The organism is Polaromonas glacialis (genome assembly GCF_000709345.1).
GTDB classification, from domain to species: Bacteria; Pseudomonadota; Gammaproteobacteria; order Burkholderiales; family Burkholderiaceae_C; genus Polaromonas; species Polaromonas glacialis.
Map to the genome: position 1 here is coordinate 4023104 of NZ_KL448323.1, position 14843 is coordinate 4037946.

At 64.1% G+C, this 14843-nt stretch carries 14 protein-coding genes and 1 tRNA gene; 3 read left to right on the forward strand and 12 right to left on the reverse strand.

Annotated features, from left to right (window positions below):
- From miaB to EC86_RS29000, 8 genes are all read right to left on the reverse strand, one after another.
- Positions 1-1344, reverse strand: coding sequence for a tRNA (N6-isopentenyl adenosine(37)-C2)-methylthiotransferase MiaB (gene miaB / locus EC86_RS0119635; RefSeq protein ID WP_029527582.1), 1344 nt, complete (start codon positions 1342-1344; stop codon positions 1-3).
- 108 nt (positions 1345-1452) lie between these two features.
- Complete coding sequence (locus EC86_RS0119640) at positions 1453-1863, reverse strand: hypothetical protein (protein WP_029527583.1); 411 nt, start codon at positions 1861-1863, stop codon at positions 1453-1455.
- Positions 1864-2001: 138 nt separating this feature from the next.
- Complete coding sequence (locus EC86_RS26345) at positions 2002-2637, reverse strand: UbiX family flavin prenyltransferase (protein ID WP_029527584.1); 636 nt, start codon at positions 2635-2637, stop codon at positions 2002-2004.
- 167 nt (positions 2638-2804) lie between these two features.
- Positions 2805-3422 (reverse strand): PAQR family membrane homeostasis protein TrhA, encoded by a 618-nt coding sequence (trhA, locus tag EC86_RS0119650; protein ID WP_029527585.1) that lies wholly within the window; start codon positions 3420-3422, stop codon positions 2805-2807.
- A gap of 112 nt (positions 3423-3534) precedes the next feature.
- Positions 3535-4083 carry a hypothetical protein gene (locus tag EC86_RS0119655; RefSeq protein ID WP_051676077.1) on the reverse strand — a complete coding sequence of 183 codons (549 nt, stop codon included), beginning with the start codon at positions 4081-4083 and terminating at the stop codon, positions 3535-3537.
- Positions 4083-4769 carry a C39 family peptidase gene (locus tag EC86_RS0119660; protein ID WP_036772461.1) on the reverse strand — a complete coding sequence of 229 codons (687 nt, stop codon included), beginning with the start codon at positions 4767-4769 and terminating at the stop codon, positions 4083-4085. Before EC86_RS0119660 ends, EC86_RS0119655 begins: the two co-directional genes overlap by 1 nt.
- A gap of 6 nt (positions 4770-4775) precedes the next feature.
- A complete protein-coding gene (locus tag EC86_RS0119665) occupies positions 4776-5144 on the reverse strand; it encodes a hypothetical protein (protein ID WP_029527588.1) in 369 nt (122 codons plus the stop codon).
- An 81-nt stretch (positions 5145-5225) separates the two neighbouring features.
- Complete coding sequence (locus tag EC86_RS29000) at positions 5226-6440, reverse strand: hypothetical protein (protein WP_029527589.1); 1215 nt, start codon at positions 6438-6440, stop codon at positions 5226-5228.
- 626 nt (positions 6441-7066) lie between these two features.
- On the opposite strand from EC86_RS29000, the gene EC86_RS0119680 reads away from it, so the two are divergent.
- Both EC86_RS0119680 and EC86_RS0119685 read left to right on the forward strand, forming a co-directional pair.
- Entirely contained in the window at positions 7067-8362 is a 1296-nt protein-coding gene (locus tag EC86_RS0119680; RefSeq protein WP_084181458.1) for an acetate kinase, read from the forward strand.
- A 13-nt stretch (positions 8363-8375) separates the two neighbouring features.
- Positions 8376-9713 (forward strand): sigma-54 dependent transcriptional regulator, encoded by a 1338-nt coding sequence (locus EC86_RS0119685; protein ID WP_232229940.1) that lies wholly within the window; start codon positions 8376-8378, stop codon positions 9711-9713.
- Positions 9714-10189: 476 nt separating this feature from the next.
- Here EC86_RS0119685 and EC86_RS0119690 read toward each other — a convergent pair.
- A tRNA-Met gene (locus EC86_RS0119690) sits at positions 10190-10266 on the reverse strand.
- Between the two features lie 38 nt (positions 10267-10304).
- Positions 10305-11093, reverse strand: coding sequence for an enoyl-CoA hydratase (locus EC86_RS0119695; RefSeq protein ID WP_029527592.1), 789 nt, complete (start codon positions 11091-11093; stop codon positions 10305-10307).
- A gap of 128 nt (positions 11094-11221) precedes the next feature.
- Here EC86_RS0119695 and EC86_RS0119700 point away from each other — a divergent pair, with 128 nt between their 5' ends.
- The gene (locus EC86_RS0119700; RefSeq protein WP_029527593.1) at positions 11222-12040 is read left to right on the forward strand and encodes an enoyl-CoA hydratase-related protein; all 819 of its coding nucleotides are present in this window, start codon (positions 11222-11224) and stop codon (positions 12038-12040) included.
- Between the two features lie 147 nt (positions 12041-12187).
- Here EC86_RS0119700 and EC86_RS0119705 read toward each other — a convergent pair whose 3' ends face one another.
- The gene (locus tag EC86_RS0119705) at positions 12188-14068 is read right to left on the reverse strand and encodes a M61 family metallopeptidase (protein WP_051676078.1); all 1881 of its coding nucleotides are present in this window, start codon (positions 14066-14068) and stop codon (positions 12188-12190) included.
- A gap of 44 nt (positions 14069-14112) precedes the next feature.
- On the reverse strand, positions 14113-14805 hold the full coding sequence (locus tag EC86_RS0119710) for a MarC family protein (RefSeq protein ID WP_029527595.1): 693 nt from the start codon (positions 14803-14805) through the stop codon (positions 14113-14115).
- Positions 14806-14843: the final 38 nt, after the last annotated feature.

Genomic DNA, 14843 nt, shown 5'->3' on the forward strand with positions numbered 1-14843 from the left:
TCAGGCCGCAAGGGCGTGGCCTTGCGTCAAAACTTCGCCGCGCAGGGAACGCTGGCTGGTCTCGGTGATGCGCACATCGACCATCTGGCCGATCAGGCGCGGCTGGCCTTTCAAAATGACGACCCGGTTGCATTCGGTGCGGCCCATCAGCTCGGTCGGGTCTTTTCGTGCCGCGCCCTCGACCAGGATGCGCTGGACCGTGCCAAGCCGGCTGGCGCTGATGGCGCGAACGCTGTCGTCGAGCACCGCCTGCAGGTGCTGCAGCCGGCGCAGCTTGACCTCGTGCGGCGTGTCGTCCGCCAGGTTTGCCGCCGGCGTTCCGGGGCGCGGGCTGAAGATGAAGCTGAACGAGGTGTCGTAGCCGACATCGTGTACCAGCTTCATGAGCTTTTCAAAGTCATCCTCGGTCTCGCCCGGAAAGCCGACGATGAAGTCGCTACTCATCGCCAGGTCGGGCCGGATGGCGCGCAGCTTGCGGATCGTGCTCTTGTATTCCATCGCCGTGTAGCCGCGCTTCATCGCCATCAGGATGCGGTCGCTGCCGTGCTGCACCGGCAGGTGCAGGTGGTTGACCAGCTTGGGCAGGGCGCTATAGGCGTCGATCAGGCGCTGCGTGAATTCGTTGGGGTGGCTGGTGATGTAGCGGATGCGCTCGATGCCTGGAATCTCCGACACGTATTCAAGCAGCGTGGCAAAGTCGGCAATCTCCGCCGTCCCGCCCATCGTCCCGCGATAGGCATTGACGTTCTGGCCCAGCAGCGTGACTTCCTTCACGCCCTGGTCGGCCAGGCCGGCGACCTCGACCAGCACGTCCTCGAACGGCCGCGAGACTTCCTCGCCGCGCGTGTAGGGCACGACGCAGTAGCTGCAGTACTTGGAACAGCCTTCCATGATGCTGACAAAAGCGCTGGCGCCTTCGACCCGGGCCGGCGGCAGGTGGTCGAACTTTTCGATTTCCGGAAAGCTGATGTCCACCTGCGGCTTGCCCAGACGGGCGCGGCTGGCGAGCAGTTGCGGCAGGCGGTGCAGGGTCTGCGGGCCGAACACCACATCGACATAGGGCGCGCGCGCGATGATGGCTTCGCCTTCCTGGCTGGCCACGCAGCCGCCGACGCCGATCAGCACGCCTTTGGCTTTGAGGTGCTTGACGCGGCCCAGGTCGCTGAAGACCTTTTCCTGTGCCTTCTCGCGTACCGAGCAGGTGTTGAACAAAATCAGGTCGGCCTCGTCGATGTTGGGCGTGTTCTCGTAGCCTTCGGCGGCATGCAGCACGTCGCTCATCTTGTCCGAGTCGTACTCGTTCATCTGGCAGCCGAAGGTTTTGATAAAGACTTTTTTGGACATGGCGAACTGCTAAATTGATAGCTGCTTGCGCACGTGGGTATTGCGCAAACGGCTTGTTTGATTGATAAATTCAGGAAAACAGCGGCTGGCCGGCTGGCCCGCAGCGTCTCAAGGCGCTGTCGTGGTGGGGGTCGCCGCGCCGCCAAAGCTGAACCACGACGCCTTGGTGTTGGGCCGTTTCAATCTGGCTTCGGCAGGGTTCAGAATCCAGACCTCATGGACATTGCCGGCGTTTTCGCGCAGGTAGTTGACCACGACCTTCTGATTCACCAGCGCGCCAGACAGCACCAGCATGTTGTTGGCGTCGCGGATGCGCGCGCCGGGCGACAGCCGGTCGGGCTTGCCATCCAGCGTGATGACCGGCGGCGCGGTCACCACCATTTCGCCGCGCAGGGCGGCTGCGGGAAATTGCCGGACGGCGAAGGCGCCGCCGGTGGAGTCCTTGGCGCAGGCCGCCAAGAGGGCCGATGCGGCCAGAACGGCCAATAGGGCCAGGGTGTGCGGTGTGCAGCGGTTCATGGTGTGTGTCCAGAGGCTGGGTTGGGAAAGCCCGCCATTATCTCAGGCCGCAGACTAACCATTCCTTTCGGGACGCTGTGGCTGCTGACCGCGCCGTCAGCAAAACGGCGCAAGCGAAAACCGTTGACGCCAGGCGCTTCAGGCCGCCTCGGCCAGTTCGACGTCGCTGTCGTACTGCGACAGGCTGTGCGGCACATCGAGCAGGTCGAGCGTGCGGGCCACGGTGTCGTTGACGAGGTCGCACAGGGTTTCCGGATGCAGGTGGAAGGCGGGCACCGGCGGGCAGACGATGCCGCCCATCTCCGTCACGCTGAGCATGTTGCGCAGGTTCGTCAGGTGCAGGGGCGCCTCCGTGGTCAGCAGCACCAGGCGGCGGCGCTCCTTGAGCATCATGTCGGCCGCGCGCGTCAGCAGGTTGTCGCCCAGCCCGTGCGCCACCGCTGCCAGCGTGCGCACCGAGCACGGCGCGATCACCATGGCGCTATTGGCCATCGAGCCGCTGGCAACCGAGGCGCCGACATCGCGCACGTCATGCACCTGGCCAGCCATGCGTTCGATGAAATCACGGTCCATGTTCAGTTCGTTCTGCAGATGGTGCCAGCCGGCGTCTGTCACCACCAGGTGCGACTCGACGCCCGGCGTGTCCAGCAGCACCTGCAGCAGGCGCGCGCCGTAGACGGCCCCGCTGGCGCCCGAGATGCCGACGATGATGCGGCGCGGCGAAGGGACATGGGTGTAGGTGTAGGTGTGGGTATGGGTGAAAGCAGTGTTCATGAAACTGGCACGGCCGCAGCGCGTGTGGTGTTGTGGTGGTGGAGCCTGGCAGATGACTGCATCATGGCATTAAAGGGCGTTGCGCCCGCTGTTTCTTGTCGCAGGAGCGCCACGCGCCGGGGCATGGGAAAAGAGAGCTGAAAAATGCGGTCATTCGGTCCGGGTCGTCAGGCCACATAAAGCAGCACGGTGAAAAAATGGCAGATGCTGCCGCCCAGCACGAACAGGTGCCACAGCCCGTGGCCGTGGCGCACCTTGTGGTCCAGGGCATAAAACACAATGCCAAGCGTGTAACAGGCGCCACCCGCCACCAGCCAGGCAAAGCCGGCAGGCGTCAAGGCGCGCCACAGCGGCATCACCGCCACCATGGCCAACCAGCCCATGAGTATATAAATGATCAGCGACACGATTCGCGCGCCCTTGGCCAGCCAGATTTCCTGCACGATGCCCACCAGCGCCAGTCCCCAGATCACGCCAAACATCCACCAGCCCCAGACGCCCCGCAGCGACACCAGCGCGAACGGCGTGTAGGTGCCGGCAATCAAGAGGTAGATGGAGTAGTGGTCAAACTTGCGCAAGACGTTTTTTGCCGGGCCGCGCACGCTGTGGTAGAGCGTCGAGAACACGTAAAGCGCGACCAGCATCACGCCGTAAATGCTGAAGCTGACGATTTTCCAGGGGTCGCCCAGGCGGGCCGCCAGCACGACCAGCACCACCGAGCCGGCCAGCGCCAGCGCCGCGCCGACCAGGTGCGTGATGCTGTTGAAGCGTTCGCCGGGGTACATCGGGGTTCAGGCCGCCACGGTCACGGGGGTTTTGTTCATCGGCCAAGAATACTCTTTTGTCCTGGCGCTTCGCGGCCGCTTGCCCGGCCTGTTGACGACCGCTTGTGCGGCGTCAACGGTTGCTGATGGCGTTGTTGATCGATTCGCTGAGCGTGGCCTGAAGGTTCAGGCTCTTGACCATGCTCAGGCCGCTGCTTGCCGCCTGGATTACGGTTTCGCTGTGTATCGTCTGCTGGTTCAGTGTGTTCTGCACATAAATTCCCAGGGGAATGCCAGCGGCCCCCAGCGCGATGGTGTTGCCCGGGCCGTTTTGCACGACCTGCGATGCCAGGCCGCTCTGCAGTCCCGCAAGCCGGGCCTGTGCCGCGCTGAGTTTGGCAATGTCATCGACCTGGAACGATGTGCTGGTGAGCAACTGGCCATTGACCATGACCGCACGGCTGACGCCGAATGACACCGTCAGGCCCGGCGCCACGTCAAAGCCGCCGCGAAGCTGCTCCAGCGTCCGGTTGCTGACGGCGAGCCAGGTGTGTTTTTCAGGCTGCGGGGCGAGATTTTGCGCCTGGCAGCCGCCCGCTAAAAAAAAGGCGCACAGGCCAGGGAGCAGCAGCAGCCAGCGACTGCGACGCTTCGGGACGGTCCGGGCCTTGCTGCTCTGCATCAGAAATCTCCCGGGCCTCGGGCGGGCAGCGTCACGCCTTCCAGCCCGTCGCGGTTGACGCCAGCGGCCAGCGGAGCCCGGGGTGCCGCGCGCCAGTCGGCCGCCTGATTGAACCTGGCCTGCTCCATGCGGTTGTGGATGACAAACAGCAGCCGGCCCTGCCAGAGGGCTTCAAAACCGGCACGCGGCATCGCGCGCGTGCCGTTGGCCGGATCACCGACCAGCACGCGCCCATCGCGCAGCCCCTTGACCACGACAAAATGGCGGTAACCGTTCTCGTTGACCAGAACGATGGCGGGCACGCGCGCTTCCAGCAGTTTGTCCAGGGGCTGCTCGAAGCCGTCGGCCTCAAAGCCCTGTGATTTGAGAAAACGCTTCATGTCCAGCAGCGAAAAGCCTTCGCGCCGGATTTTTTGCTGGTCGCCCTGCCGGAACATCGCCTCGAACACCGTGGTTTCCGACACCGCCAGGCCGTAGTGATGGGTCAGCAGCGTTGCCACGGCCGCCGAGCCGCAGCTGAAGTCGTACTGCTGCAGCACGGTGCCCGCCAGGCGCGACTGCCGGATGCTGGTGACGGGCATGACGACATCGCCACCGCCCATGGACGGCAGGTAAGCCTGTTGCGCGGCAGCGGTCGCTGCCAGGGCGGCAAACCAGACGGGTACAAGCAGCTTTCGCACAGCCAGTTCCTGTCAGTTCATCTGCAGATTGACGATGACCGCATTCTGGATCAGCACGTTGGCGCCAGAATTCTGGATGACCACCGGCAGCCCGCTCATGTTGGCAAACGCGCCCGCACTGATGTCATTGGTTCCGGTGACGACATGGGTGGCCGAGTTGCCGGCCGTCATGCCGCTGAGTTTGAGGTCGGTGGACATGCCCTGCGCGCCCCCGCGCTGTTGTTCCAGCGTGGCCAGCGCCACCGGGCTGGAGAAGCCTGCAGGGCGGCCGGACTGCGTGCTTTCATCAGCTTGCGGCACGGCTGTCTGCGCCTTCGCGGCCACGGGCAGCAGCAGGGCCAGCACGCTGCATCCGAGCCACAAGCGGTCAAGAAATTTCATTTTCATTCCTTTGGTGTGCGGTGGCGGCACGCCGGCAGGGGCCTGGGCTTTGGCGCCCGGGGCCCATGCCGGTGGTGGGGCTTACTTGCCGACGGCCAGGTTGGCCTGGACGTTCACGCTTTGCTGGACCAGCGAGGAGACGCCGCTGTTCTGGCTTGCAAGCATGATGCCGGCCGCCGATTGTCCGACGCTGGTCATGGTGTTGGCCAGGGTGAACGTCCCGGCGGTGACGTAGTTCGACCCGCCGGCGCCGCCCGTTCCGCCCTGGCCGGTGGCGCCATTGCCACCGGTTGCCGTGTTGACGCCGCCATTGCCCGCACCGCCCGTGCCGCCCGTGCCGCTGCCACCACTGCCGCCATTGCCAGCGGTGTTGTTGCCGTTGCTGGCATTGCCATTGGTGGCACTGCCGTTGGTCGCGGCGCCGCCCGCGCCGCCAGCGCCCAGTCCTGCCACGGGGGTAGTGGTACCGCCCGTGCTGGAGGGCGCACCGCCAGCGCCACCGGCGCCAGCAGCCCCGGAACCGCCGCCGGCAGCACTCGCCAGTCCCAGGCCTGCCCCAAGTCCGCCAGCGCCAGCGCCGCCGCCCGTCCCGCCGCCGCCACCGGCATCACCGCCCGTGGCCACGCCCAGGCCTGCGCCAAGCCCCAGGCCCAGACCGAGGCCGCCATTGGCGCTGCCACTGTTGCCGCCACTGCCACTGTTGGCAGTGACTGGTCCGCCGCTGCTGGTTCCGGCGGCCGCGCCGCCCGTGCCCGTGGCACCTGCCCCCGCGGTTGCGTTGCCGTTGTAGGCGCTGCCATGGTTGATGGCGCCATTGGACGCCGTGCCGCCGACCGCGCCCGCCGCGCCAGCGCCGCCGTTGCCCGTGCCCCCGGCAGCTGTACCCGTGGCCTGGCTCGTCGCGCCAGCACCGCCAAGGCCGCCGTTGCCCGTGCCGCCCTGTGCGCTGCCCGTGTTGTAGGCCGTATTGCCCAGGCCGTAAACCGCATTGCCCGATACCGTGCCCGTCAGGCTGCTGGTGGCCGTCGCCGTGGACTGGTTGAAGGCATTGGTGAACAGGCCGGTCGCGCCGTTGTTGACCGCTGCCGATCTTGCCGCGCTGGCCAGTGCAGCGCCCGAGCCTTTGTTGGCGCTGTTGTCCGAATTGTTGGTGGTGGTGGTGGGAACGGACGTGCTGGTCGTGGTGGTGGTGGACGTGTTGTCGCCAATCACGGAGGACTGGTCGCTGACCGCGAAAGCCCCTCCGCTAAAGCCAAACGCCACCGCCACGGCCGAAGCCAAAAGTGTCTTTTTCATGAAATCTCCTTGAATTGATGAACGTCGATTTGAAAAACATTCCCGGTTGAAATGCGTGGCCGCAAATCGAGGGCACAAACAGCAACTTCGATGCCAAAGAAATCAACAAAATCGTTAAATCGACAAACTCAGAAGAGAAAATAAAAAAAAGATGAGAAATTGATGTGCTTGGTGAATACCTTGAAGGGTGATGGAACGGCGCAACTGTCACGCTTGCGTGACACCTGATCCATAGGCATGGTTTCATGCTGGCCTGGCTCCAGCACAGGCCCGGCTTTTAGCCACGGGGACAAAAAGTTTCCCGGCAAGACGAAAGAAATGTTTCAAGGACGACTGTCTCAATCCTGAGACGCTTTGAAGGAAATGCCCGCTCTTGAACCAAGCGCAAACTGATAAAAAGAGAGCCGTTTCAGAGGTTCGGCGCAGGGATTCAAGGGCCGTGGAAAGGGGCGGAGCAACTGTCTCATCCGTGCGACTGCTTGAAGCTGTGATTGCTTTTTCAAGCAAGAAGTTACTTTTATTTTCGGTTTTTTATTGCTCGATCTCTTGATCGGATGGTCTACGCTACGGCTGGCAAAAGGTGTCCGCCCACGCGATGCGGACGACAAGAAGAAGGGAGGAGCGTCATGAAAATAAATCGACTTGGGCAGCCGTCAACAGTTCTCGTCTGTTCGCTGCTGTCCTTCACGGCCGTCTCGCACGCACAGCGTGTTCCCGCAGCAGGCAGCGAGGCAAGCATCCAACAGCTCCGGCAGCAACTTGACGACCAGGCGCGCCAGATCGAGACGCTCAGGCAGGCCGTCGCCGAACAGGATGCGCGGCAGCGTGAATTGCAGCGCTTGCTGGGGCCGGAACCCCGTCCGGTTGCTAGCCAGCCAGCGCCTCAGCCGGCGGCTGCATCCCGAACGCCCGATACCGACCGGCGCGCCGTTCAGGTGGGAAGTGCGCCTCCCCAGGAGTTCCAGCCACCGGTTGTCGCCCCCTTGTTTGACCAGCAAGGCATCCTGACGCCCAAAGGAAAATTCGTCCTGGAGCCATCGCTGCAATACGGCTATTCGTCGAGCAACCGGGTGGCGCTGGTGGGCTACACCATCATTCCGGCCTTGCTGATTGGCCTGGTCGATGTGCGCGAGGTCAAGCGCAACACCGTCACCGGCGCATTGACGACGCGCTACGGCCTGAGCAACCGGCTCGAACTCGAAGCCCGGCTGCCCTATGTGTACCGGTCCGATGCCTCCATCAGCCGGGAGATCTTCACCGGTTCAGCGACGGAAAACGCCTTCAACAACAGCGGCAAGTCCATCGGCGACATTGAGGTGGCAGCCCGCTACCAGCTGAACGAAGGCGGCGCCAACCAGCCTTATTTTCTGGGCACCCTGCGCTTCAAGTCACGCACCGGCAAGGACCCGTTCGAGGTGGTGACCGATTGCGTGACCCGCTGCCTGGGAAACACCACCGGAACCGGCCTGCCGCTCGATTTGCCGACCGGCTCGGGTTTTTATTCGTTGCAGCCGGGCCTGACCTGGCTGTTTCCCTCCGACCCGGCGGTCTTCTTTGGCGGCTTCAGCTACACCCACAATTTCAAGCGCAGCAACGTCAGCCGGCTGGTGCTGAATGGCGAGCGCGAGGCCATCGGCAGCGTCGAGCCCGGCGGCATCTTGGGCGCCAATTTCGGCGTCGGACTGGCGCTGAACGACAAGTCTTCGCTCAGCATCGGGGTCGATCTCAATTCGGTGGGCCGGACCCGCCAGAACGGCGATCCGGTGCGCGGCTCGGTGCGCACGCAGCTGGCCAGCCTGCTGCTGGGTTACTCCTACCGGTATAGCGAGAAGACGACTTTCAGCCTCACGGTGGGCGCGGGAATGACGCGGGACACGCCTGACCTGACCGTGAACCTGAAGGTTCCCATGTCCTTGTTTTGAAGGGGTTGGGAAATTGAAAAATGTTGTTTGCGTCAATCTGGGCGATGCCTGCGCGGGTATCGAAGATCATTTGCGCGAACAGGGCTGGAATGCCTGGCACGCGACCGACCTGCCTGAAGCGCAACGCCTTCTGGCGCAGGCTTCGGCGCAGGTCGGGGTGCTGCTGCTCGGTCATCTTGCGGCCAGCCGCCTCACTGCCGTCCAGCAACTCCTGCGCTCGTCGCCCGAGGTGGAATGGGTGGGCGTGTTCACGCCGCAAGCGCTGGACAGCGCGGTGCTTCGCCAGCTGGCGCTGGACTGCCTGTTTGACTACCACACCCTGCCTGTGGACTGGCGCGTGCTGGACCTGACGCTGGGCCATGCCTTTCGGCGCTCCCGCCTGCGCGAGCGCCAGGAGGTGTCGCCGGAGGTCATCAACAGCATGGGAATGGTCGGAAGCAGCGCTGCCATTGCCCAGTTGCGCCAGCAGATCCGCAAGGTCACGCAAAGCGAAGCGCCCGTGCTCATCGGCGGTGAAAGCGGCACCGGCAAGGAGCTGGCGGCGCGTGCCATCCACCAGGGCTCGGCGCGGGCTTCAGGGCCGTTTGTCGCGGTGAACTGCGGTGCGATTTCGCCCTCGCTGATCCACACCGAACTGTTCGGGCATGAGCGCGGTTCATTCACCGGCGCGACGGCGGGCAAGCAGGGGCTGATCGAATCGGCCAACGGCGGAACCCTGTTTCTCGACGAGATCACCGACCTGCCGCTGGAACTGCAAACCAACCTTCTGCGCTTTCTGCAGGAGCGCACCATTCACCGCGTGGGCTCGACCCGGAGCCTGGAAGTCAATGCCCGGGTCATTGCCGCCTCGCATGTGGAACTGTCACAGGCCGTGGCGGCAGGCCGGTTTCGCGAGGATTTGTTTTACCGCCTCAATGTCCTGCCGATCACCGTTCCCTCCCTGCGCGAACGTCTTGCCGATGTTCCGATGCTGGCCCAGCATTTCCTGCAGTGCTGCCGGGCAGATCGGCACCGCAGGCCGGTGCAAGGCTTCAGCCGGCAGGCCATTGCCAGCCTGATGTCGCATGACTGGCCTGGAAATGTTCGCGAACTGTTCAACCGCGTGCAGCGGGCCGTGGTCATGACCGACCAGCGTTTCATCACGCCGTGCGACCTGGGTTTTAGCGTGAAGGACCCGTCCACCGGTCCCGCGCTCGATGAAGTGCGCACGCTTGCCGAGCGCAATGCGATTTCCCTCACGCTCGGACGGGTTGACCGCAACATCACCCATGCAGCCCGCGAACTGGGCATTTCCCGCATGACGCTGTACCGGCTGATGGACAAGCATGGGCTGGCGCACCAGATGCAGTAAAAAAGCAAAGCCTGGGACGGCAGGCGCCAGCCAGAGCGCATGCGTTTTGACTGGCAAACGGCTTTTTCTGCCCTCTGTCATTGCGGGCCTGACCCGCAATCCATCTACGCACCGCCAAACACGCGGCGAATTCCAGCTGCTGCCTGATTGCGGCTTGTTGGGGCGCCGTGGATTGCGGGTCAGGCCCGCAATGACAAAAGAAAAGACGGCAGTTCGAGCCAAGCAAGCTGAGTAGCCTTTTTTTCAACATTAAATATGCCTTTTGCGCACGGCTTGCGTGCGAAAGCAGCTATCAATTCAGTAGCAATGGCTGTCCGTCACCTTGCGCGCTTTGCTTGGCAGTTGGGGACAATGCGCCGATGGAGGAAGACGGCCAGCCCGGAGCGGTCTGCCCGCTGGCGTGACTTTGTGCTTGAAATGACTCCGTACAGCAAAAAGCCCCGAGAGTCATGGACTTTCGGGGCTTTTGAGAAATTTGGTGGTGATAGGTGGACTTGAACCACCGACATCAGCATTATGAATGCTGCGCTCTAACCAACTGAGCTATATCACCTCAAGAGCGAAATTATAGCCAATTTTTGAGGCGATTTTTCAGCGATTCTTGAAGACGGGCTTGCGCTTGTTGACGAAGGCGTCCATGCCTTCCTTCTGGTCTTCGGTGGCAAACAGCGCATGGAACAGGCGCCGCTCGAACATCACGCCGTCGCTCAGGCCGCTTTCAAACGCGCGATTCACCGCTTCCTTGGCGGCAAACACGCTCGGCTGGCCGTAGCTGCAGATCATCAAGGCCGCGCCCAGCGCCTCGTCCATCAGTTTTTCGAGCGGCACGACGCGGCTAACCAGCCCGGCGCGCTCGGCCTCGACGGCGTCCATCATGCGGCCGGTCAGCGCCAGGTCCATGGCCTTGGCCTTGCCGACGGCGCGCGGCAGGCGCTGCGTGCCGCCGGCGCCGGGAATGATGCCCAGCTTGATCTCGGGCTGGCCGAATTTGGCGTTGTCGGCGGCGATGATGAAGTCGCACATCATCGCCAGTTCGCAGCCGCCGCCCAGCGCAAAACCGCTGACGGCCGCAATCACCGCCTTGCGCACGCTGCGGATTTGTTCCCAGTTGCGCGTGATGTAGTCGCCGTTGTACACGTCGGCAAAGCTGTACTGCGCCATGGCACCGATGTCGGCGCCGGCGGCAAAGGCTTTTTCGCTGCCCGTCAGGATGATGCAGCCGATGCTGTCGTCGGCGTCGAAGGCCTTGAGCGCTGCGCCCAGCTCGTCCATCAGCTGGTTGTTGAGCGCGTTGAGCTGCTTGGGCCGGTTCAGGGTGATGATGCCTACCTGGCGTGAATCCGGGCCCTGGGTAGACGTCACAATCGTTTCATAGGTCATGGTGCGGTCCTTAAATAGCCTTCCATCATGCCATGCCGAGGCTGGCTTTCATCCCCGCAGGGCAGGGAAAACCGGGTCGCTCAAGGCCTGGGCCGCAATGCTAAATTCAGGGCAGGAGAAAGAAAACCATGACCCTTGCAGAATCCGTACCCCGCACCGAATCCACGGTGCTGTATGCCGTCCAGGGCGCCGTCGCCGTCGTGACGCTCAACCGCCCGCAGGCGCTGAACAGTTTCAGCCGCCAGATGCACCATGACCTGTGGGCCGCGCTGGACCGGGCCGAAGCCGATCCGGCGGTCCGTGCGCTGGTCATCACCGGCGCGGGCCGGGGCTTTTGCGCTGGCGCCGACCTGTCGGAATTTGATTTCGCACCCGGCCCCAACCTGATCGAACGCGCCGACCCCGGGCCGTTGATCGAGCAGGCCTTCAACCCGACGGCGCGCCGCCTGCTGGCGCTTCGCATGCCGACGGTGGCCGCCGTCAATGGCGTGGCGGCAGGCGCCGGTGCGTCATTGGCCATGACCTGCGACATGGCCGTGGCCGCGCCGACCGCCGGCTTCATCCAGGCCTTCAGCAAGATCGGGCTGGTTCCCGACGCGGGCGGCAGCTGGCTCTTGGTGCAAAAGCTGGGGCTGGCGCGCGCCATGGGGCTGGCACTGACCGGCGACAAGCTGCCGGCCGCGCAGGCCAAGGAGTGGGGAATGATCTGGGACGTGGCCGACGACCCGCTGGCCGCCGCCATGGCGCTGGCCCAGCGGCTGGCGCTGATGCCGACCCGGGCGCTGGTGGCCACCCGGCATCTGCTGCAGGGCGGCATCACCCGCACGCTGGACCGGCAACTCGACGAGGAGCGCGACCAGCAGTCGGCCTTGTCGCGAACGCACGACTACATCGAGGGCGTGACGGCTTTCCTTGAAAAGCGTCCGGCAGCCTTCAGGGGCGAGTAGCCGGGCGCAAGCTTTAGGCGCGTTTGTTTTGGGCAGCAAGCAAATTTTCAGCATAAAATAGGCCTCTTCCGCACGTCTGGTATGCACAAGCAGCTACTAATTCAGTAGCAAAATTTTGCAGGAGGCCTCCCATCCAGGGATGGAAAGTCAGGCTGATTTGCCGCTTGGGTCCAGCCATTCATTGATGCGCGCCTCGTTCCTGACTGTCAGCCGCCAGGTCGTGAGCGCGGGCGGCAGGGTCAGTTCAAGCCGCATCAGGCGCTTGTCGCGCGCCACCAGCGCCATGACCTTTTTTGCCTCGCCGGCATACAGCAGCAGGTCATCGAGCTTGCCCATGCGCCAGCCCGCGCCAGCCGCCCGGCCGGTCTGGGGCTTTGTCGGGTCTGGCAACTCCAGCCCCAGCCATTCGTCGCCAGCCGAGAAACCAGCCTGTTCGGCCGCCCCGCCGCGCAGCACGGTCTTGACCTGGACGCTGTGGTTTTCACTGACGCGAAGTCCCAGCCGCTGCGCCAGTTGGGCTGGTTCATCGAGCACCGCCACGCCATGCTGCTCCAGCAAGTCTTTCAGCGGCAGCTCGTCCCGGCCATGCACCCAGGCGGCCAGTTCGGGCGCAAAGGAGCGCAGGCCCAGCGTTTCCAGCACGGCGGCAACGTCCAGCTCGCGCATCGGCCCGGCCTTGCAGCGCTTCCACAGCGTGCGCATCACGTCGTCGAGTGTTTTTTCATGCGTCGTGCGGCCTTCGCTGCGCAGCGTCAGGTCCAGGCACAGGGCGACCAGCGCGCCCTTGGCGTAGTAGCTGGTCGTCGCATTCGGCGTGTTCTCGTCGGGCCGGTAGTACTTGACCCAGGCGTCGAAGCTCGCCTCGGCCACGGACTGCACCAGCCGGCCGGGCGCCTGCGCGACCTGGTTGACGGTGGTGGTCAGCCGCTTCAGGTAGCCGGCGTTGTCCAGCAGCCCGGCGCGGCGCAGCAGCAGGTCGTCGTAGTAGCTGGTGAAGCCTTCAAAGAACCACAGCAGTTCGGTGTAGTTCTCGCGCTCATATTGGTAACTTTCAAACTCGGCCGGGCGCAGGCGCTTGACGTTCCAGGTGTGGAAATACTCGTGGCTGATGAGGCCGAGGAGCAGGGCGTAGCCGTCGGAAGTCTTGGCGTCGCCCTGGCGCGGCAGGTCCTTGCGCGTGCAGATCAGCGCCGTGGAGTTGCGGTGTTCCAGCCCGCCGTAGCCGTCATCGACCGCGTTCAGCATGAACAGGTAGTTCTGGTGCGGCGGTTTGCGGTTGCCGTGCCAGAAGCGGATTTCGGCCTCGCAGATTTTTTGCGTGTCGGCCAGCAGCCGCGCGCCGTCGAAGCTGTCGGCCGCGCCAGCCACGACAAAACGGTGCGGCACGCCGCGCGCGGTGAAGCTGCCGCTCCAGAACGCGCCCATCTCGACCGGGGCATCGGCCAGCTCGTCGTAGTCGGCGGCCTGGTAAGACCCAAAGCCCCGGCTGTCGATGGTTCGCGGCGTCAATCCGGTGGCCAGCGACCAGTCGTCCAGGGCCTTGGGCGCAGGAATTTCCAGAACATGCGGCATCGCCTCCTGGCCCTCTACCTTCAGGCAGACGCTGGTGCCGTTGAAGAAACCCCGATTCGCATCGAGCCAGGCGGTCCGCACCGAATTGTCATGCGCATACACCTGGTAGCGCAGCACCAGCGCACTGTCCGGCGCGCAGGCGATCTGCCAGCTGCACTTGTCCAGTTGCGCCACGGCCAGCGGATGCGGATTGCGGCTTCCCTGATGCGCCTGCAGGCCCTGCAGGTTCTTGGAGAACTCGCGCACCAGGTAGCTGCCCGGTATCCACACCGGCAGGGACACGCGCTGCAGCGCGGCGGGCCTGGCAATCGTCAGCGTGACCTGAAACAGGTGGGCGTGCAGGTCGCCAATCTCGACGCGGTAGTGATGCGCTGGCAAGGCGGGGGCTGGCTTGCTGGAGTTTTTGGACTTCGGGGTTTTCGGGATGGGGGAGGGGTTGGGCGTGGAGGCGGGCATAGGCCTGCAAGGATAATCCAAGCGGCGCAGCGCCCCGGCGGGCGTCAGGTGAAGGACTGCGTCTGAATCACGCTGCGCAACAGCTCTTCCAGCCCATCCCAGACAATCTGCACGCCCAGGCACAGCAGGATGAAGGCCGAGAGGCGCAGAAAAATCACCGAACCCGCATCGCCCAGCGGCTTGAGCAGGCGCTGCGCATACTTGAGCGCCAGGTACAGCACGATGCCGATGACAAACAGCGCCAGCACGCCGCCGCCCATGCGCGCCAGCGACAGTGTCAGCTTCTGGTCATGCAGCGACACGCCCACGGTGATGGCTGCGGCAATCGAGCCCGGGCCGCAGCTGATGGGAAAGGTCAGCGGGTAAAAAGCCTGGCGACGCGCATGCTCGACCGTGAACGATTCGGCCAGTTCGGCACGCCTGTCGTCCGCGGCATGGCTGGCGTTGAGCAAGCGCCAGGCATTGGCGGCAACGATCAGGCCGCCGCCCACGCGCACGATGGGCAGCGAGATGCCAAACATATCGAGCACATACGAGCCCACCAGCATCGAGCCGGTCATCAGCGCAAACATGTTGCGCGCAATGCGCCGGGCCAGCAGCGCGCGGGTGCTGATCGAAGCGCCCTCGGTCAGCCCCAGGAAGATGGGCGCCGTGGCCGCCGGGTTCAGGATGGGCAGCAGCGCGGCCAGCACAAACAGAAAGCTCTTGCCGAACAGAATCAGTAATTCGATGAACACATGCAGCTTTCGTCGCCAGACCCTGCCAAGGCCGTGCG